Genomic DNA, 18227 nt, shown 5'->3' with positions numbered 1-18227 from the left:
GAGGGCGATCTGCGGCTTCTTAAGCTGACCTTGAGATGGCCGGGCCACTGCCGGCTGCTGTGCAGCGATGATGATGGTGCATGGATACGAAGACCGCTCCCACCCCTTCCGTTTCACCTCACCACCCCGAGCGCAGCCACGAGCTGCTCGGCCCGTGGCTCAAGGGCTTTCCGCCTTTGCAGGCGCCGCTGCCGCTGAACGAGCTGGCCGCTCAGGGCTGGCAGGCGCTGGGCCCCGAGATGCCCATGCCTCTGGCCCTGCTGCGGCGCGAGGCCCTGGCCCACAACATCGCCTGGATGCAGCGCTTCGCCAGCCAGCGCGGCCTGAGCCTGGCGCCGCATGGCAAGACCACCATGAGCCCGCAGCTCTTCCGACGCCAGCTCGATGCCGGCGCCTGGGGCCTGAGCTTTGCCAATGTGCAGCAGCTGCGCATCGGCGTGCAGGCCGGCGGCGTGCGCCGCGCCTTGATCGCCAACCAGCTGCTCGGTGAGGCCGAGCTGGGCCTGCTGGCCGAACTGCAGCGCCAGACCCCGGGCCTGCGGGTGGCCAGCTTTGTCGATTCGCCCGCCCAGTGCCAGCTCTTGCAGGCCTGGCAGGCGCGCCAGGGGCCTGGTGCGCTGGCGCTGGCGCTGGAGCTGCTCCTGGAGCTGGGCTCCGAGGGCGGCCGCTGCGGCGTGCGCGACCACGACGCGGCTCTGGCCCTGGCCCGCCAGGTCCGAGCCGTGCCGGGCCTGCGCCTGGTGGGCCTGGCCTTTTACGAGGGCCTGGGGGCGCGCGGCGAGGACGAGGCCGACCGGGCCTGGATGGCCGCTTGGACGCAGCGCGCCCATGCCCTGCTGGCCGCCTGCGAGGCAGAAGACTTGTTCGAGCTGGCCGAGGGCCAGGAGCTCTTGATCTCGGCCGGCGGCTCGGCGCTGTTTGATCTGGTCTGCGGCGCGCTGCGCCCGCAAAGCCGCCACCGCTGGCGCGGCCTGCTGCGCTCGGGCTGCTACATCACCCACGACCATGGTTTGTACAAGCGCCTGGTCGATGTGGCCGCGCCGCGCATCGCGGCCGAGGGTTTGGCGGAAGCCGGCGAGCCCGGCCTGCAGGGCGCGCTGGAGGTCTGGTGCCAGGTCTTGTCCTGCCCCGAGCCGGGCCTGGCCCTGCTGGGCGCGGGCCGGCGCGATCTCTCGCACGACCAGGGCATGCCCACGCCCATGGCCTGGGCACCGCTGGGCCAGCTGCAGCCCGGCCCGGCCCCGGCCGGCTGGCGCATCGAGGCCATGAACGACCAGCACGCTTACCTGCGCTGGGACGCGCAGGACCCGGCCGTCGCCGTGCCTGCCGTGGGCGACCGCATCGGTCTGGGCATTTCCCACCCCTGCACCACCTTCGACAAATGGACCTGGCTGCCCATCGTCGAGGGCGAGGACTACCGCATCGTCGATGCGGTGTTGACCCATTTCTGAGGCGGGCCCCATGGAACTGCTGCGCGGCGCGCTGATCGTGGACGGCGTTCTGAGCCCGGCCTGGACGGGCGATCTGCTGTTCGACGCCAGCGGCATCCTCGAGATAGGCCCGGATCTGTCCGGCCGGGTCGGAACCCATGTGCCGGTCCGCGATTGCCAGGGCCTGGCCCTGGCGCCGGGCTTCATCGATGTGCACACCCACGACGATGCCGCCCTCTTGCTGGACCCGGCCATGAGGCCCAAGCTCAGCCAGGGCGTCACCACCGTGGTGGTGGGCAACTGCGGCATCTCGCTGGTGCCACTGCGCCTGGCGCCCGGGCAGGCGCCGGAGCCACCGCTGAACCTGCTGCCCGCTGAGGCCTACCGTTACGCGCGTTTCGCCGACTACCGGGCGGCGCTGGAGGCCGCGCAACCGGCGGTCAATGTGCTGGCCCTGGTGGGCCACACCGCCTTGCGCGCGGCCTGCATGCCCGAGCTGGACCGCCCGGCCCGGCCGGCCGAGCTGGCCGCCATGTGCGCGCTGCTGGATCAGGCCCTGGCTGAAGGCGCCGGCGGCTTGTCCTCGGGCACCTTTTACGCCCCGGCTGCCGCCGCGCCGCCCGAGGAGCTGCTGGCCCTGGCCCGGGTGGCCGCGCGCCACAGCGGCCGCATCTATGCCACCCATCTGCGCGACGAGATGGCCGGCGTGCTGGCCGCCATCGAGGAGGCGGCCGACACCGCCCACCAGGCCGGCCTGCCGCTGCAAATTTCGCACCACAAATGCTCCGGCCACCGGCAATGGGGTCGCGCCATCGAGACCCTGGCCTTGATCGAGCGCCTGGCCCGGCGCCAGGACCTGGGCCTCGATGTCTACCCCTATCTGGCTGGCTCCACCGTGTTGCGCGAGGATCTGGTGGATGGCCACACGCCCATCCGCCTGACCTGGTCGGCGCCGCACCCGGAGCGCAGCGGCCAGTGGCTGGCCGAGGTGGCGTCTGAATGGGGCGTCACGGAGGTGGAAGCCTGCCGTCGCCTGCAGCCGGGCGGGGCCTGCTATTTCCAGATGTGCGAGGACGATGTCGATCGCATCCTCGCCCACCCGCTGGCCATGATCGGCTCCGACGGCCTGCCGCACGACCGCCAGCCCCACCCCCGGCTCTGGGGCGCCTTCCCGCGCGTGCTGGCCCATTACAGCCGCGAGCGCGGCCTGCTGAGCCTGGAGCGCGCGGTGCACAAGATGAGCGGGCAGAGTGCTCAGCGCTTCGGCCTGCTGCACGAGCGTGGCCAGCTGCGGCCGGGCGCCGCCGCCGACCTGCTGCTCTTCGACCCGGCTGCCGTGCAGGACGCGGCGGACTATGCCGACCCCTGCCGCCCGGCCCGCGGCATCGAGGCGGTCTGGGTCAATGGCCGGCTGGCGCTGGAAGGCGGGGTGGAGCGGGCGCGCGCCGGCCGGGTGCTCAGCCCGTGTGCGTCACTGGCCGCAGGCGCAAGCTCATCGTGAGGTCGCCCAGGGACCGGCCATCGATGCGGAAGAGATCGGCCCGCTCGCCACACAGCACAAAGCCCATGCGCTGATACAGACGCTGGGCGCCGGGGTTGCTGCTCAGCACCTGCAGATCGATCCAGTACAGGCTGCCCTGGTCCAGCGCCCAGTCGCGGGCGTGGGCAATCAGGGCCTGGCCCAGGCCTTGGCGGCGCGCGCTGGCATGCACGCCCATGCCCAGCTGGGCGCGGTGTTCGACATGGGGCATGGGATGGGCGCGCAGGTCGACGTGGCCGAGGATGGCCCCATCGGCCACGCGGCGTGCCAGCCAGGCCCGGCGCCAGCCTGGCTGGCCCACGGCGATGCCCAGGCCGCGTTCGAAGGCCGCGGCCCGCTCGGCCGGGAACTCGGCCTGGCCGCGCGGCTGGGGCTGGAAGTAGCCGGTCTCGGGGTTGCCGTTGTCCTGCAGATGCGCGTGCAGATAGGCGCGGAACTCGGGGAACTGTGCGGCGTTCAAGGCCTCGATGGTGTACGCGAGGGTCATGTGGCGGCGGGGCTGGTGTCGACAGGGGCGGGGCGGCTTTGGCCGGCGAACTGGGCCAGGGCCACGCCGCCCAGGGCCAGGGCGGCACCGGCCAGCTTGACGGCGCTGAAGGTTTCGCCGGTGCTGAGCCAGGCGGCCACGCCGGCGATGGGCGGCATCAGGTAAATCAGTGGCGCCGTGCGGGCCACGCCGCGCTGGGCATTGACCCAGCCCCAGGCCAGCCAGGTCAGGAAACCGATGACGACAATGGCCCAGAGCGCGCCCAGCCAGATCCAGGGGCTGAGCGCGGCCCAGTCCACGCGCAGGGCGGCGGGCGTGGCATAGGCCAGCACCGGCACGGTGGCGGCCAGTGAGGCATAACACATCACCAGCACGGCACCGTGGCGCTCGATCAGGGGCTTGGCGGCCACGGTGTAGTAGCTGAACAAGGCGGCCGCCGTCAGCAGCACCAGGTCGCCGCCACCGGCGCGCCAGTTGGCGGCCAGCAGCTTGTCGGACATGAAGAGCAGGGCGCCCGCGGCGGCCACCGCCATGCCCAGCAGCTGCGGCCGGCGCAGGCGCTCCAGGCCCCAGGCACGCAGGATCAGCAGGGTGAACACCGGCCCGCAGGCCAGCAGCACCGAGCTGGAAAAGGGCGTGGAGAAATGGATGCCGTAGCTGGACAGGGCCAGGTGCAGGCCCTGACCCAGAAAGCCCAGGCGCAGCAGCGCCCAGGCGTCGGCGCGCGACACCCGCGGCCAGCGCAGGCCATGCTGTTGCAGCAGCAGGCCGGTCACCAACACCGGCATCAGCGCAAAGCGCAGGAACAGAAAACCCTCCGGGCCCATGGCCGTGAGCAGGGTTTTCTGCAGCGGGAAGTTCAGGCCCCAGGCCAGGATGACGGCCAGGCCGGCCCAGAGGCTGAGGCGGTGAGGGGCGGAGGAGACGGAAGTGGCGAGCGTTGGCGAGGGCATGGCCGGCATCTTGCCAGCCAAACACCCTGCCTCAGGTGCTCAACGGTCGTCGCGCACCAACTGGCCGATCGGCGCCGCCGGTTCGCCCATCATGAACAGGCTGAACACCGCGCTGGTCGGCACGATCAAGCTGGCATTGCTGTAGATGGCGGTGGCGGAGGCGGGCGAGTTCACGGTCAGCAGGGAGGCGGTGGCGCTGGCGTTGACCACGGCGGCGCTGGAGGCGCTGCCCGGCGTGATGTTGCTGGCGATGCTGCTGTAGTCCAGCGCCATGCCCAGGCCGGTGTTGGCGCCCGAGAGGCCATTGATCAGCCGGATCTTGGCGGTGCCGCTGGCGGTGGGCAGGCGGTTGTCATCGCTGAGCACGCTGAGCTGCGGGCTGGCGGCTGTGCCCCAGACCAGCAGGGTGTAGTCGCCGCCGGCCTTGAGCGTGGGGTTGCTGGTGTTCAGCGCGACGCCGTTGACGCGCAGGTCCAGCACCGGGGCGCCGGCCTCCACCGTGGTGTAGGCACCGATCTGCGGCGCCAGGGTGGAGGGCAGCACGCTCTGGCCGCCGATGCTGGCGTTCACCGAGGCGGAGCCGGCCAGGGTGGCGGCCACGCGCACCCGCGCCTTGGTGGTGGGCAGGTTGCTGACGGCGCCCTGCTGCTTGAGCACCATGCCATTGACCAGGCGGCCGCCGGCGGTGGCGGTGGCCACGAGGGTGGCCACGCCGGTGGATTCCAGCGTGACGCTGGGCAGGTCGAGGCGGATGTCGCTGGGCTTGCCGCTGCCGGTCAGGGTGATGCGGAAGGTCCCGGAGTTCAGGGTGTTGTAGCCGCTGCCGGTGCCGCCGGCGATGGCGCTGGCCACCGGGGTGGCGGTCTCCAGGCTGTCGCTGTTGTTGGCGGCGGTGATGTAGACGTCCAGCGCACCGCCATCGGGCGCCAGGTTCAAGACCAGCAGCTTGCTCTTGTTGGCGTCGGCAGCGGTCTCAACCTCTTGTAGCAGACTGTTGCGCACCGCGCCGCCCCAGCCGTAGGCGATCAAGGTGTAGTGGCTGTCGGCCGCCAGGGTGGGGGTCAGGTTGGCCACGGTGGCGCCCACGCCGGTGGTCTGGATCTGCGAGCTGGTGGCGTTGATGTCGACGCTGGCATAGCTGCCCACGTTGCCGTAGGCCACGCCGGTGTTGAGCGTCGTGCTGTTGACGGCCAGGTCCAGCGAGCTGTAGCCCACGCTGGCATTGAGCAGGCGGACTTGGGTGTTGCTGCTGCTGCCACTGCCGCCGCCGCAGGCGCTCAGAAGGGTGACCGCGCTCAGGGCCAGGCAGCTCAGGCCTGAGCCCCAGATTTGCTTGAATCGCATCGAGGAGAACTCCGAAAAATAGAGAAGAGAGAAGAAAGGAATCGGGGCAGGGCGTACCGGCGCGATTGGGCGGGCTGCGTGTTGCTCGCCCATGTGCCCCTGTGTCGCCGCAGTGAACTTGTGTTGCTGGGCCGCTTCTTTACATTTGGGGGCAGCTCTCCAAAGCCCCGCCCGACGGCGCGCACCGCAGGGGTGCGCTGCTAGCATCGCCCGCAGCCTTTTTGTCCTGCCACCAAGAGCCACCTTCAGCGAGCCGCCGCCATGAACTACCCGCACCTGCTTGAACCGCTGGACCTGGGCTTCACCACGCTGAAGAACCGCGTGCTGATGGGCAGCATGCACACCGGCCTGGAAGATGGCCGCAAGCACTTTGACCGCATGGCCGCCTATTTCGCCGAGCGCGCGCGCGGCGAGGTGGGCCTGATGGTGACCGGCGGCTATGCGCCCAATATCGAGGGCTGGACCAAGCCTTTCGCCGGCACCCTGGCCACCAGCGGCGCGGCGCGCCGCCACCGGGTGGTCACCGAGGCCGTGCATGCCGAGGGCGGCAAGATCGCCCTGCAGATCCTGCACACCGGCCGCTATGGCTATTCGCCGCTGTGCGTGGCGCCCTCGCGCATCCAGTCGCCGATCACGCCGTTCACGCCGCGCGAGCTCTCGGCCCGCGGCATCGAGCGGCAGATCCGCGCCTTCATCCGTTGCGCCAAGCTGGCCCGCGAGGCCGGCTATGACGGCGTCGAGGTGATGGGCTCCGAGGGCTATCTGATCAACCAGTTCCTGGTCACCCACACCAACCACCGCCAGGACGCCTGGGGCGGCAGCTACGCCAATCGCATGCGCTTCGCGCTCGAGATCCTCACCCGCATGCGCGAGGCCGTGGGCCCGGACTTCATCATCATTTACCGCCTGTCCATGCTGGACCTGATCCCCGACGGCAGCAGCTGGGACGAGGTGCTGCAGCTGGCGCGCGGTGTGGTGAAGGCCGGCGCCACCCTGATCAACACCGGCATCGGCTGGCATGAGGCGCGCGTGCCCACCATCGCCACTTCGGTGCCGCGCGCGGCCTTTGCCGGCGTGACCGCCCAGCTGCGCGCGGCCCTGCGTGCCGAGGGCATCACCACGCCGGTGATCACCAGCAACCGCATCAATATGCCGGAGGTGGCCGAGAACCTGCTGGCCGAGGGCGCGGCCGATATGGTCAGCATGGCCCGGCCCTTCCTGGCCGACCCGGCTTTTGTGAAGAAGGCGCGCGAGGGCCGCGCCGACGAGATCAACACCTGCATCGCCTGCAACCAGGCCTGCCTGGACCATGCCTTCCAGCAGAAGATCGCCTCCTGCCTGGTCAACCCGCGTGCCTGCCACGAGCAGGAGCTGCCCATCATCCCGATTGCCGCGCTGAAGGCGCCGCGCAAGAAGGTCGCCGTGGTCGGCGCCGGCCCCTCGGGTCTGGCGGCGGCCACCACCCTGGCCGAGCGCGGGCATGAGGTTCACCTCTTCGACGCCGCGGCGCAGATCGGCGGCCAATTCACCATGGCCAGCCGCATCCCGGGCAAGGAAGAGTTCCGCGAGACCCTGCGTTATTTCGCGCGCCGCATCGAGCTGACCGGTGTGCAGCTGCACCTGAACCGCCGCGTCGACGCCGACGCGCTGCTGGGCTTTGACGAGGTGCTGCTGGCCACCGGCGTGACGCCGCGCGACCCGCGCATCAAGGGCCAGGCGGAAGGCCAGGCGCGGGGTCAGGTCTTGACTTACATCGACGTGCTGCGGCACAAGAAGCCCGTGGGCGCGCGCGTGGCCATCGTCGGCGCCGGCGGCATCGGCTTCGATGTGGCCGAATACCTGGCCGAAGCGGGCGCGGAGGACGGCCACTCGCTGACGCAGGACCTGGCCGCCTGGCAGCGCGAATGGGGTGTGGGTGATCCGGTCCAGCTGCGTGCCGGCTATGTGCGGCCCGAGCCGGCCGCGCCGGCCCGCGCCATCACCTTGCTGCAGCGCCGCGCCGGCAAGCCGGGCGCCGGCCTGGGCAAGACCACGGGCTGGATCCACCGCGCCGCGCTGAAGATGAAGCAGGTGGAGATGCTGTCCGGCGTCAACTACGAGGCCATCACCCCCGAGGGCCTGTGGGTCAGCTACGGCGAGAAGCATGCTGACAGCCAGCTGATCGCCTGCGACAGCATCATCCTGTGCGCCGGCCAGGAGCCGCTGCGCGAGCTGGAAGCGCCGCTGCGTGCGGCAGGCGCCCGCGTCCATGTGATCGGCGGCGCCCTCGAGGCCGGCGAATTGGATGCAAAGCGTGCAATCTTGCAGGGAACCCGGCTCGCAGCGTCCCTGTAAACCCTAGCCACCCTCAAGCGCGCCGCGGACACTACCGAAACGGCGAGAACGAGGGGTCACCTGTGGTGCGGGGTGACGTCGGATCGACACATCACAACAGGCAAGACGCAGCGCTCAGCGGTGACCCCGCGGTGACGCAAGGCGAGTCCTGACCGACGAGACGGGTTTCAGGCATGAGCGAATTTTTTCAACGCTGGCGGGCGCGACTGCGACCGGCGGCACGCACGATCTGGCTGCTGGGCTGCACCCCGGCGGCTTGGGCGCAGGTGAGCGGCGGCGATGTGATCGCCCTGGACCTGCGCAGCCCCATGTTCTGGCTCAGCGTGTTTGGCCTGCTGGGCGCCCTCGGCCTGGGTTTGGTGCTGGGCCTGGTGCAGTTCCAGCGCCTCAAGCTGCGCCAGCGCCGCGCCGAGTTGCTGCTGGTGCGGCGCGAACGCACCAAGCTGAGCGCCTTGCTCAATGCCATTCCCGACCCGGTCTATTTCAAGGATGCCAATGGCGCTTACGAGGGCTGCAACCCGGCGTTCGAACAATGCACGGGCCTGCGCGAAGCCGATCTGGTGGGCCGCCGTGACGAGCAGTTGGCCGAGCGCCCGGCCTGGAGCCAGGCCCTGGGCCCGCAGCCACCGGGCAAGCCCGGCCCGCAGCGCACCCTGAGCTGGCTGACCCAGGCCGATGGCAGCCGGGCCTGCCTGGACGTGGTGCAGGCGCCGGTGTTCGACGAGGGCCAGTGCCTGGGTCAGGTCGGGGTGGCGCGCGATGTCACCGCCCTGCGCGAGGCCATGAGCCAGCTGCACCGCGCGGTGACCGTCTTCGAGCACTGCGGCGAAGGCATCATGGTGATGGATGCCGATCTGCGCATCCGCGACGTCAACCCGGCCCTGTGCGCCATCACCGGCTACAGCTGCGAGGAGCTGGAAGGCAGCATGCCGCATTACCTGCGCCTCAACGAGCAGGACCCGGACTTCCTCGAGCGCCTCTGGGCCGAGGTCGAGGCCCACGGCAAATGGAGCGGCGAGCTGACCGACCGCCACAAGAACGGCGAGACCGTGCCGCTCTGGGGCACCATCGTCAAGGTGCCGCCGGCCGAGAGCCACGGCCAGCCGCATTACCTCTCGGTGCTGACCGACATCTCGCGCATCAAGCAGACCGAGGCCGAGCTGCTGCACCAGAAGCTGCATGACCGCCTGACCGGCCTGCCCAATCTGGCCCTGCTGCGCGACCGCATCGAGCGCCAGGTCGGCCTGGCCCAGCGCGACCACACCTGCGTGGCCGTGCTCTACATCGACCTCGACGGCTTCCGCGACGTCAACGACATCGCCGGCCATGCCGCCGGCGACGCCGTGCTCAAGGAAACCGCTGCCCGCTTCATCAATGTGGTGCGCGCCAGCGACTCGGTGGCCCGGGTGGGCGCGGACGAGTTCGTGGTCGTGCTGTCCGGCCTGGTGGACGAAGAGACCTCCATGCGCCTGGGTGAGCGCCTGATCGACGCCATGCGCGAGCCCATCTTGCTGGGCGACAAGAGCTTCACCCTGGGCGCCAGCATCGGCCTGGCCTTGTTCCCGGCCGATGGCGTCAGCGTGGACGAGCTGCTGCGCAATGCCGAGGCGGCCATGTGCCGGGCCAAGGCCCATGCCCGCAACACCGTGCAGGCCTACCGGCCCGAGCTGACCCAGGCGGTGCAGCAGCGCTTTGAGCTGACCCATGCCCTGCGCCACGCCAACGAGGCGGCGCAGTTCCGCCTGGAATACCAGCCCCAGGTGCGTCTGTCCGACGGCGCCCTGATCGGCGCCGAGGCTTTGCTGCGCTGGCGCCACCCGACGCGCGGGCCGATTTCGCCGGCCGAGTTCATCCCCCTGGCTGAGGACACCGGCCTGATCATCCCGATCGGCCGCTGGGTGCTGGAAACCGCCTGCGCCCAGGCCGCGCGCTGGCAGGGCCAGCCGGGCAAGCCGCAGCAGGTGGCCGTCAATGTGTCGGCGCGCCAGTTGCGCCAGCCCGACTTCATCGAGACCGTGGACTTCATCCTGGCCGAGACCGGCTGCCCGCCCCAAGCCCTGGAGCTGGAGGTGACCGAAAGCCTGCTGCTGGAGGATGCCGAGGCCGCCATCGAGCTGCTGGGCGCGCTGACCGCGCGCGGCGTGCGCGTGGCCATCGACGACTTTGGCACCGGCTATTCCTCGCTGTCCTATCTGCGCCGCATGCCGGTGCGCACGCTCAAGATCGACCGCAGCTTCGTCTCCGAGCTGGGCCAGGACGCCCATGTGGCGGCGATCGCCCGCACCGTCATCGTGCTGGCGCGCAGCCTCAACCTCGATGTGCTGGCCGAGGGCGTGGAAACCGCCGAGCAGGCCGCCTGGCTGCAGCGCGAAGGCTGCGACTGGGCCCAGGGCTGGCACTACGGCCGCCCCATGCCGGCCGAGGACTTTGTGCTGACCCCACATGCCTTGCCCGACGGGCCGCGCCGCACGCTGCGGCATTTGCAGCTGGCTTGAACCGGCTGGTGCACGCCCGGCGGGGCGAGATGGCGGAGACCGCCTCGGCCTTGCGTTACGCTCCCGGGGTGGCTTGCCGCTGGCAGCCCAGTTCTGCCCGAGGAGAAACCTGCATGAGCCCCCAGCACCCGCGTCGTTCCATTGTTTGCAGCCTGAGTGCGTTCGCGCTGCTCGCGGCACCTGTCGCGCCCGCCTGGGCTGCGGAGCCGCGTGATCGCGGCGTGGAACTCAAGACCGTGGAGCTGCGCTCCAGCGGCCGTTATGAAAGCCTGCGCCTCGACGAAGGCGTGCGCGATGTGGAGCTGGACCATCAGATCAGCGGCGCCTGCCGCTTCAACCGCAGCTGGGGCTTCGACCTCAGCAACCGCGAGCTCTGGGTCAATGATGGCTGCTCGGCTCGCTTCAAGCTGTTTGGCGATGCCATCAACGGCGAAGACGGTGGCAAGGAGTCCTCGGGCATCAGCACCGGTGCCGTGGTGGCGGGTGTGGCGGCCGTGGCGGCCATTGCCCTGCTGGCCTCCAAATCGGGCAAGGACAAAGACAACAACAGCAACAACAACGACGGTGACTGGCAGGGCCCGGACCGCCCGCAATGGGGCAGCGGCCAGATCCGTGGCAAGGACGGCCTGTGCCTGGACATGTCGGGCCGGGTCGAGCGCGGCACCGAGGCCATCGTCTTCAACTGCCATGGCGGCAACAACCAGCGCTTCACCTGGAGCAACCGCGGTGAGCTGCGCGTGGGCGGCATGTGTCTCGATGTGGCCGAAGGCAACCGCGAGGACGGCGCGCGCGTGATCGCCTGGCCCTGCAGCGGCGGCGTCAACCAGCGCTGGACCCGTCAGGGCAGTGAGATCCGCAGCCGCATGAACGGCAAATGCCTGGATATCAAGGAAGGCCGCGCTCGGCCCAAGCAGCCGGTGCTGCTGTGGAGCTGCAACGGCGGCAGCAACCAGCGCTGGAGCTGGTGAAGGCCTGAGTTCACGCGCCTGTCATGCCGCGCAGGCAGGCTGTCCATGTCGAGGTGGGCGCTTCCTTTGCGCCCTCTGTGTTCCCCCTCCCTTCTTCCCGCCCAACCATGAGCACGCCGCCGAACTCGAATGTGGACCCCGCCGACCTGATGCAGCGCATGCAGGCGGACCTGATCGACAGCTATGACGAAGAGCTGGAGATGGAGATTGACGACCGCGGCTTCGATGAAGACGCGATCCGCAGCCGCTTCACGCCCGAGCAGCGCCTGCAGCGCCGCGCCTATTTCCAGGAGCTGTTCCGCCTGCAGGGCGAGCTGGTCAAGCTGCAGGACTGGGTGGTGGCCAGCAAGCACAAGGCCGTCATCATCTTTGAGGGCCGCGACGCCGCGGGCAAGGGCGGCGTGATCAAGCGCATCACCCAGCGCCTGAACCCGCGCGTCTGCCGCGTTGCGGCCTTGCCGGCACCGAACGACCGCGAGCGCACGCAGTGGTATTTCCAGCGCTACATCTCGCACCTGCCGGCCGGGGGCGAGATCGTGCTGTTCGACCGCAGCTGGTACAACCGCGCCGGTGTCGAGCGGGTCATGGGCTTTTGCAGCGACGACGAGTACGAAGAGTTCTTCCGCTCGGTGCCTGAGTTCGAGAAGATGCTGGTGCGCGCCGGCATCCAGGTCATCAAGTACTGGTTCTCGATCTCCGACGAGGAACAGCACACCCGCTTCCTGGGCCGCATCCACGACCCGCTCAAGCAGTGGAAGCTCAGCCCCATGGACCTGGAGTCGCGCCGCCGCTGGGAGGACTACACCAAGGCCAAGGAAGTGATGATGGAGCGCACCCACATTGCCGAGGCGCCCTGGTGGGTGGTGCAGGCCGACGACAAGAAGAAGGCGCGGCTGAACTGCATGGCCCATTTGCTGGCCCAGATGCCCTACCACGAGATCCCGCACCCGCCGGTCATCCTGCCCTCGCGCGAGCGACACGAGGATTACGAACGCCAACCCGTGCCGCCGGAGATGGTGGTGCCGGAGTTGTACTGAGCGCAGGCTTTAGTATGGTGGCATGAGTCTTTCTGCTATTGCCTGGCCCTGGCTGACCCGCCTGGGCGAAGCGCAGTTTCTTCTTCCTCTGGCCCTGTTGGGCCTGACCTGGGTCTGGCGCAGTGCGGGAGCGCGCGCCGCCCAGAGGGCCTGGGCCTGGCGCGCTCTGGCCTTGTTGGCCGCAGTGATCGGCGTGACCACGGCCAGCAAGCTGGCTTTCATGGGCTGGGGCCTGGGCATCGCGCGCTGGGATTTCACTGGTTTTTCCGGGCATTCCATGTTCGCCGCAGCGGTCTTGCCCCTGCTGACCTGGCTGGCGCTGGCGGCTTCTCCGGCTGTCTCGGTTCGGGCGGATCGTGAATCCGACCGCGGTCGGTTTTCGACCGCTACTTGGGCTTGGATTGGCCTGTCCTACGCGCTGGCGGCTTTGATTGCTTACTCGCGCCTGAAAGTTGGTGCGCACTCTGTTTCGGAGTCGGTGACCGGTTTTCTGCTCGGCGCCGTGGCCAGTGGCGCCAGCTTGTGGCTGGCGCCGCCGCTGCGGCGCGGTTTGCCGCGCGGTCTGCCCATGGCTGCCTTGGCGCTCTTGCTGCTGATGCCCTCGATGGCGCCGCCGTCACGCAGCCATGATTGGGTTACCCATTGGGCGCTGCAGTTGTCGGGCCGTCAGCAGCCGGTCGATCGGCGGGATCTTCAGGAGCCCGAGGCTGGGCCGGAACTGCAGCACCTGCAAGAGCCGGCGTCTTGAGTGTTGGCTTGAGGGGCCTCAGTGGCAGGTCGGCTTGGCGGCGTCACCCAGAGACCCAGCCGAGATCGGCATGAAGCTGAGCGTCGCGATGCACAGTTCGGCCAGCAGACCTTCGTCATCATCGCCGCCTTCGGTGACCTGCAGGCCCTGGCTCAGCTCGTAGGACGATTCGAACCAGCCACAGCTGTGAATCGGCTCGGCAGCGTCGCCCGGAACCGGGGCCTTGCGTTGGAGTGTGGCCGGGGGCAGGGCAGCATGGTTGCGCATGATGAAAGTCTCCAGAGGGCTTGCTTGTGTTGCCGCTGCCGGCTGCCAGACTGAGTAGCCTGCGCCGGCGTCTGGAATTCATATTCGGCGACGCGATCCGTGCTTCCCATCACACTTCGGGGCGTGCGATGGGGGAGGGTGGGGGGTGTTCGCTGAGGCATCCCCCCAGAAGAGGGGGACTTGACCGGCGTGCCCACCGAAAAGAAATGAGGCTGGATCAGCGGTCGAATTCACGCGGAGGCACCCGCAAGCGAGGGCCTGCCGCGAGCAGAAAGTTCAAGCAAGTCGCGTATGCTGCCGCAGCGCGAAAAGGACGGAACGGATCTGCTGATGCTCAATGTTTTTTACACAGTCGATGTGGAGGTGTGGTGTGACGGTTGGAACGATATCGATTCCAAGTTTCCCGCCGCCTTCCAGAGCTATGTGTACGGGCCGACGGCGGCCGGAAACTTTGGCCTGCCCTTCCAACTGAAACTGCTCAGTGACCATGGCCTGACGGGGGTGTTCTTTGTCGAGCCCCTGTTCGCTGCGCGCTTCGGTATCGAGCCGCTGCGAGAGATCGTCGGCATGATTGAGGCCGCCGGCCATGAGGTGCAGCTGCATCTGCACACCGAGTGGGTGGACGAGGGCCGGCCGAACACCATCCTGCCCAACAGCACGCACAAGCGGCAGTACCTGCGCATGTTCGATCTGGCCGAGCAGACCCAGCTGATCGGCATCGGCCTGGACTACCTGGCCCAGGCGGGCGCCCGGCGCCCCAATGCCTTCCGCGCCGGCAGCTTTGGCTTCAATCACCTGACCCTGCAGGCCTTGCAGGCGCATGGCATCGTCCACGACTCCAGCTACAACGCCACCATGTTTGGCCCGGACAGCGGCCTGGCGCCTGGAACCCTGCTGACCGATTGCTGCGCTTTCGATGGCGTGCTGGAGCATCCGATGACCGTCTATGACGACGGCTTTGGCCGCCTGCGCCACGCGCAGCTGACGGCCTCCTCCAGCGCCGAGATGGAAACCCTGCTCTGGCAGGCGCTGGAGCGCGGCCAGTCCGAGTTCGTCATCCTCTCGCACAACTTTGAGTTGCTGAATCCGGCCAAGAACCGGGCCGATGCGGTGGTCGTCAAACGCCTCGAAAAGCTGTGCCGTTTCGTCAGCGACAATCGTGCCCACTTCAATATGTCAGGCTTTCATGGCTTGAACGCCCGCACGGTGCAAACCCAACCCTTGCCCTTGGTTTCCACACGCTGGAAAACCGGGATGCGAACGCTGGAACAAGCGTATCGCCGGAGATATCAGTGAATTCCTGGTTTGTCGCGCAGGTACCTTTCAAGTTTCAGCTCAGCGACTGGACTTGGTTTCGCTTCAATTTGAACCTGCAATGCAGCCAGGTGCGCCTGTCCGACCCCGGTGAGCCGGTGTTGCAGCCCGTGGCGCCAGATCGCGCCTTGCCCGCTGATTGTGCGGGTTACCTGATTCGCTCGCTGCCAGTGCAGGCCACCTTGCCCGCTTTGAGCACGCAGGGTGATTATCTGGTGTATGTCCGCCAGCATTACCCGCGCTATTTCATCGACCTGAACCAGTCTTTTGAAGACTACAAGGCCAAGTTTTCGGCCAAGACGCGTTCGACCATCAATCGCAAGATCAAGAAATTTGCCGAGCATTGTGGTGGCAGCCTGGATTGGTGCCAGTACACACGCCCCGAGGAGATGGGTGAGTTTCTGAAACTGGCCCGCCAGGTGTCGGCCCTGACCTATCAGGAGAAACTGCTCGACGCCGGGATTCCCAATTCAGAGGCATTCACGGCCGAGGTGATGAAACTGGCGGCGCAGGATCTCGTGCGCGCCTACATCATCTTCCACGAGGGCAAACCCGTTTCTTATCTGTACTGCCCGATCGAAGAGGGCGTGCTGGTGTATTCCTATCTGGGCTATGACCCCAGTTTCATGAAACTGTCGGTCGGCACGGTGCTCCAGTGGCAGGCGCTGGAAACCATTTTTGCCGAAGGCAAGCACAAGTATTTCGATTTCACCGAGGGCGAATCCGAGCACAAAAAGCTGTTCGCCACCGACCATCGGCAATGTGCCGATGTGTTTTTCATTCGCCGCAGTCTGGCCCATTGGTTGCTGGTGCAGGGGCATCGCCATTTCAATGCCGCGGTCGAGAAATTCGGCGAGTTTCTCGAGCGCCACAATTTGAAGACACGCATCCGCCAGTGGATGCGCTTCGGTGCCTGAGGTTTTGCTGCCGCCGGTGCGCCGGGTTTTGATTCTTGAGTCGGAAGCTACATGAAAACATCGGAGGGCCCAGCGCTCATCAGTGACGAGGCCTTGTCTCAAACCGGTACCTGGCCAACGCACCAGCTCGAGGACCAGGCCTTTTGCAGCCCCAGGAGTCTGCGTGCTTGGGCCCAGGCCTTTTTGCCCGGGCGTGGCTGGAGTGGCCCGCTGTGCCATGTGGTGAGCCGTGAGCACGGCGCCATCCAGGCCTTTGTGCCTTTCGCCAAGCAGAAGATCGCGCTGTTCTCCATCCACTCTTTGGCTGGCTATTACTGGCCGTTCCGAACCCTGTTTGTGGCGGCGCAGAAAGAGCCTGGCCTGGCGGCGGCCGAAGCGCTGGGGCGCGAGTTGGCAGCCCATCCGCCCGGCGCCGTGCTGCGCTTCGGGCCGGTGTCCAGCCGCGATGCCGCTTTGCACTCCGTCCTGCGTGAACTGAGCCGCCAGGGCTGGCGGTCTCTGTGCCGGGAAACCGGTGCGGTCTTCGAGCTGGATCTGTCGCAAGGCATGGAAGGGCTCAAGCCCAAGTTCAGCAACTCCCTGATCAAGAACATCGAGTATTCGCGCCGGCGCCTGGGCAAGACGGTGGGCGAGCTCAGCGTGGATCGCCATGTGATGGGCCGCTCGCTCGACATCCTCGACACCCTGGCCGGCATCGAGTCGCAATCCTGGCTGGCCAAGAAGGGCGGTGAACTGAAATTCATTGGGCCGGCCAACCAGCGTTTCTGGGCGCTGATGGGCGAGCAGGCCGATGGCCACTCGGAGGCGGTGTTCTGGGTGTTGCGCTGCGGCGGCCAGCCGGTGGCGTTCTCGGCGCATCTGGAAACCGAGACCGCGGTCTACATCATCGCCAACTCCTACGACGAACAATGGAAGAGCCACAGCCCCGGCTCCATCCTGACCTTTGACGTGCTGCAGGACGCTGTGGCGCGCGGCAAGCGCTTGCTGGACTGGGGTCAGGGCGACTCGGGCTACAAGCAGCGCTGGGGCGCGCAAGACGCGTCCTTGCTGCATGACGTGATGATGTTCAAGCCCGGCTTGATCGGCGGCGTGCTGGCCTGGGTGGCCAAGAAAGCCCTGCCGACCTGGACGGTCCGCTTGGACTCGCTGGCCTGAGCCGCTGCCGCCGCATGAACCAACGCCTGTCTTTCCTGCTCGGCCCGGGCGGTCTCACGGCCTCGGCGTTCTTCGCTTTCAAGTTGCTCAGCGGGCTCGAGGTGTTTCGCTTCGCCAGCAAGGCCTTGCCCGCTGCGGCGGCGCCTGAGTTGCCGGAGGGCTGGGCCTATCAGCGCCTCTCCAGCCTGGCTGATCTGGCTCGCCTGCCGGCCGGCACGGCCACGCAGATCGCCGCTCAGTCGGGGCCGGAACCCGAGCGCCTGCTGCAGCGCGGCTGCAGCATCCATGTCCTGCTGTGTGGCGAGGCGGTGGTGGCCCAGCTCAATATCGAAACCGGCCCGGTCTGTGCGGTGGACGATCCCAAGCTGGCCCTGCATCTGTCCGCGGGCGACGGTTTCCTCGGTTTCCTCTACACCTGGCCCGAGTTCCGCCGCCGGGGCGCGGCGCAGCTGCTGATCGCCGCCACCGAGCAGGGCATGCGGGAGCAGGGCCTGAGCCGCCTGGTCACCCATGTGCGGGCTACCAATGTGCCCTCCATGGCCGTGTTCAAAAATCTGGGCTGCCGCTTCAGCGCAGTCGTGTTCAGCAAGACATCGGGTGCCTTGGTCGGGTCCTTGGGCATGGGCCGCCTGGGCATGCGTGCCTTGCCGGCCGCTGGGGGCTGAACTTGGGGCGGTCGCTTGCCGCTCAAATCGGCAACGCCGTCGTGTTCTTCACCTCCTCCATCACCGCATAGGTCCGCGTCTCGCGCACGCCGGGCAGGGTCCAGATGACACTGCCGATGAACTCGCGGTAGGCGCCCATATCGGACACGCGGGTCTTGAGCAGGTAGTCGAAACCGCCGGCCACCAGGTGGCATTCCAGGATCTCGGGGCGGGCTTGGACGGCGGCCTTGAAGTTGTCCATCACGTCCTGTACCGTGCGGTCGAGCAGGATTTCGATGAAGACCAGCATGGCCGCGCCCAGTTTTTCAGGGTTGAGCCGCGCTTCATAGCCCAGGATGTAGCCCTCGCGGGTCAGGCGTTTGACGCGCTCGAGCACGGCGGTGGGGGAGAGGTGCACGGCCTCGGCCAGCTTCAGATTGGAGATGCGGCCGTCGGCCTGCAGCACACGCAGGATGCGGGCATCGGTCTTGTCCAGGGTGGGGGTGTCGCTGCTCATGCTGAATTTTCGACTAGGCGTGTGCTGATGTTCTGAATTTAATTCAGGGCCAGCCCACATAAAGTTCGACGCTTCGC

General features: G+C 67.9%; 16 protein-coding genes. 11 read left to right on the top strand and 5 right to left on the bottom strand.

The window, feature by feature from the left end:
* Positions 1–80: 80 nt before the first annotated feature.
* Both OOB33_RS03495 and OOB33_RS03490 read left to right on the top strand, forming a co-directional pair.
* The gene (locus tag OOB33_RS03495) at positions 81–1451 is read left to right on the top strand and encodes an alanine racemase (RefSeq protein ID WP_271007680.1); all 1371 of its coding nucleotides are present in this window, start codon (positions 81–83) and stop codon (positions 1449–1451) included.
* A 10-nt stretch (positions 1452–1461) separates the two neighbouring features.
* Complete coding sequence (locus OOB33_RS03490; protein ID WP_271007679.1) at positions 1462–2931, top strand: N-acyl-D-amino-acid deacylase family protein; 1470 nt, start codon at positions 1462–1464, stop codon at positions 2929–2931.
* On the opposite strand, the gene OOB33_RS03485 is transcribed toward OOB33_RS03490, so the two are convergent.
* Genes OOB33_RS03485 through OOB33_RS03475 form a run of 3 tightly spaced genes read right to left on the bottom strand, consistent with a single transcriptional unit; the run spans position 2888 to position 5754 of the window.
* On the bottom strand, positions 2888–3457 hold the full coding sequence (locus OOB33_RS03485) for a GNAT family N-acetyltransferase (protein ID WP_271007678.1): 570 nt from the start codon (positions 3455–3457) through the stop codon (positions 2888–2890). The two genes, OOB33_RS03490 and OOB33_RS03485, sit on opposite strands and share 44 nt — an antisense overlap.
* A complete protein-coding gene (locus OOB33_RS03480) occupies positions 3454–4410 on the bottom strand; it encodes a DMT family transporter (protein ID WP_243392830.1) in 957 nt (318 codons plus the stop codon). The genes OOB33_RS03485 and OOB33_RS03480 overlap by 4 nt, the downstream gene beginning before the upstream one ends.
* 39 nt (positions 4411–4449) lie before the next feature.
* Positions 4450–5754 carry a DUF4397 domain-containing protein gene (locus OOB33_RS03475; protein ID WP_271007677.1) on the bottom strand — a complete coding sequence of 435 codons (1305 nt, stop codon included), beginning with the start codon at positions 5752–5754 and terminating at the stop codon, positions 4450–4452.
* A gap of 261 nt (positions 5755–6015) precedes the next feature.
* Between OOB33_RS03475 and OOB33_RS03470 the strand changes: the two genes are divergently transcribed.
* The 5 genes from OOB33_RS03470 (at position 6016) to OOB33_RS03450 (ending at position 13336) form a co-directional block, all read left to right on the top strand.
* Positions 6016–8088, top strand: coding sequence for an NADPH-dependent 2,4-dienoyl-CoA reductase (locus OOB33_RS03470; protein WP_102768871.1), 2073 nt, complete (start codon positions 6016–6018; stop codon positions 8086–8088).
* Positions 8089–8261: 173 nt separating this feature from the next.
* Positions 8262–10583: a putative bifunctional diguanylate cyclase/phosphodiesterase gene (locus OOB33_RS03465; RefSeq protein WP_271007676.1), complete on the top strand. Its 2322-nt coding sequence runs from the start codon at positions 8262–8264 to the stop codon at positions 10581–10583.
* Positions 10584–10696: 113 nt separating this feature from the next.
* Positions 10697–11551 (top strand): lectin, encoded by an 855-nt coding sequence (locus tag OOB33_RS03460; protein ID WP_271007675.1) that lies wholly within the window; start codon positions 10697–10699, stop codon positions 11549–11551.
* Between the two features lie 149 nt (positions 11552–11700).
* Complete coding sequence (gene ppk2 / locus OOB33_RS03455; protein ID WP_394341043.1) at positions 11701–12588, top strand: polyphosphate kinase 2; 888 nt, start codon at positions 11701–11703, stop codon at positions 12586–12588.
* Between the two features lie 22 nt (positions 12589–12610).
* On the top strand, positions 12611–13336 hold the full coding sequence (locus tag OOB33_RS03450) for a phosphatase PAP2 family protein (protein ID WP_271007674.1): 726 nt from the start codon (positions 12611–12613) through the stop codon (positions 13334–13336).
* Positions 13337–13354: 18 nt separating this feature from the next.
* On the opposite strand, the gene OOB33_RS03445 is transcribed toward OOB33_RS03450, so the two are convergent.
* Entirely contained in the window at positions 13355–13603 is a 249-nt protein-coding gene (locus tag OOB33_RS03445; protein WP_271007673.1) for a hypothetical protein, read from the bottom strand.
* Between the two features lie 330 nt (positions 13604–13933).
* Here OOB33_RS03445 and OOB33_RS03440 point away from each other — a divergent pair, with 330 nt between their 5' ends.
* The 4 genes from OOB33_RS03440 to OOB33_RS03425 all read left to right on the top strand — a co-directional run bounded on the left by OOB33_RS03440 (position 13934) and on the right by OOB33_RS03425 (position 17654).
* Positions 13934–14899: a polysaccharide deacetylase family protein gene (locus OOB33_RS03440; protein ID WP_271007672.1), complete on the top strand. Its 966-nt coding sequence runs from the start codon at positions 13934–13936 to the stop codon at positions 14897–14899.
* An 89-nt stretch (positions 14900–14988) separates the two neighbouring features.
* Entirely contained in the window at positions 14989–15834 is an 846-nt protein-coding gene (locus tag OOB33_RS03435; RefSeq protein ID WP_271007671.1) for a GNAT family N-acetyltransferase, read from the top strand.
* A gap of 51 nt (positions 15835–15885) precedes the next feature.
* Complete coding sequence (locus OOB33_RS03430) at positions 15886–16989, top strand: GNAT family N-acetyltransferase (protein ID WP_271007670.1); 1104 nt, start codon at positions 15886–15888, stop codon at positions 16987–16989.
* Between the two features lie 14 nt (positions 16990–17003).
* A complete protein-coding gene (locus OOB33_RS03425) occupies positions 17004–17654 on the top strand; it encodes a GNAT family N-acetyltransferase (RefSeq protein ID WP_271007669.1) in 651 nt (216 codons plus the stop codon).
* 22 nt (positions 17655–17676) lie between these two features.
* Here OOB33_RS03425 and OOB33_RS03420 read toward each other — a convergent pair whose 3' ends face one another.
* Positions 17677–18150, bottom strand: a complete 474-nt coding sequence (locus OOB33_RS03420; protein ID WP_102768881.1) for an Lrp/AsnC ligand binding domain-containing protein — start codon at positions 18148–18150, stop codon at positions 17677–17679.
* Between the last annotated feature and the right edge of the window lie 77 nt (positions 18151–18227).

Source organism: Paucibacter sp. B51 (genome assembly GCF_027863535.1).
GTDB lineage: Bacteria > Pseudomonadota > Gammaproteobacteria > Burkholderiales > Burkholderiaceae_C > Paucibacter_A > Paucibacter_A aquatilis.
The sequence above is the reverse complement of the archived record's forward strand: the minus strand, read 5'-3'. Positions and strand labels throughout refer to the sequence as shown.

What these genes read in the sequence shown, in the direction of transcription:
- OOB33_RS03495 (WP_271007680.1), top strand. Translation starts at nt 81, where the DNA reads ATGGATACGAAGACCGCTCCCACCCCTTCCGTTTCACCTCACCACCCC.
- OOB33_RS03490 (WP_271007679.1), top strand. Translation starts at nt 1,462, where the DNA reads ATGGAACTGCTGCGCGGCGCGCTGATCGTGGACGGCGTTCTGAGCCCG.
- OOB33_RS03485 (WP_271007678.1), bottom strand. Translation starts at nt 3,457, where the DNA reads ATGACCCTCGCGTACACCATCGAGGCCTTGAACGCCGCACAGTTCCCC.
- OOB33_RS03480 (WP_243392830.1), bottom strand. Translation starts at nt 4,410, where the DNA reads ATGCCCTCGCCAACGCTCGCCACTTCCGTCTCCTCCGCCCCTCACCGC.
- OOB33_RS03475 (WP_271007677.1), bottom strand. Translation starts at nt 5,754, where the DNA reads ATGCGATTCAAGCAAATCTGGGGCTCAGGCCTGAGCTGCCTGGCCCTG.
- OOB33_RS03470 (WP_102768871.1), top strand. Translation starts at nt 6,016, where the DNA reads ATGAACTACCCGCACCTGCTTGAACCGCTGGACCTGGGCTTCACCACG.
- OOB33_RS03465 (WP_271007676.1), top strand. Translation starts at nt 8,262, where the DNA reads ATGAGCGAATTTTTTCAACGCTGGCGGGCGCGACTGCGACCGGCGGCA.
- OOB33_RS03460 (WP_271007675.1), top strand. Translation starts at nt 10,697, where the DNA reads ATGAGCCCCCAGCACCCGCGTCGTTCCATTGTTTGCAGCCTGAGTGCG.
- ppk2 (WP_394341043.1), top strand. Translation starts at nt 11,701, where the DNA reads ATGCAGCGCATGCAGGCGGACCTGATCGACAGCTATGACGAAGAGCTG.
- OOB33_RS03450 (WP_271007674.1), top strand. Translation starts at nt 12,611, where the DNA reads ATGAGTCTTTCTGCTATTGCCTGGCCCTGGCTGACCCGCCTGGGCGAA.
- OOB33_RS03445 (WP_271007673.1), bottom strand. Translation starts at nt 13,603, where the DNA reads ATGCGCAACCATGCTGCCCTGCCCCCGGCCACACTCCAACGCAAGGCC.
- OOB33_RS03440 (WP_271007672.1), top strand. Translation starts at nt 13,934, where the DNA reads ATGCTCAATGTTTTTTACACAGTCGATGTGGAGGTGTGGTGTGACGGT.
- OOB33_RS03430 (WP_271007670.1), top strand. Translation starts at nt 15,886, where the DNA reads ATGAAAACATCGGAGGGCCCAGCGCTCATCAGTGACGAGGCCTTGTCT.
- OOB33_RS03425 (WP_271007669.1), top strand. Translation starts at nt 17,004, where the DNA reads ATGAACCAACGCCTGTCTTTCCTGCTCGGCCCGGGCGGTCTCACGGCC.
- OOB33_RS03420 (WP_102768881.1), bottom strand. Translation starts at nt 18,150, where the DNA reads ATGAGCAGCGACACCCCCACCCTGGACAAGACCGATGCCCGCATCCTG.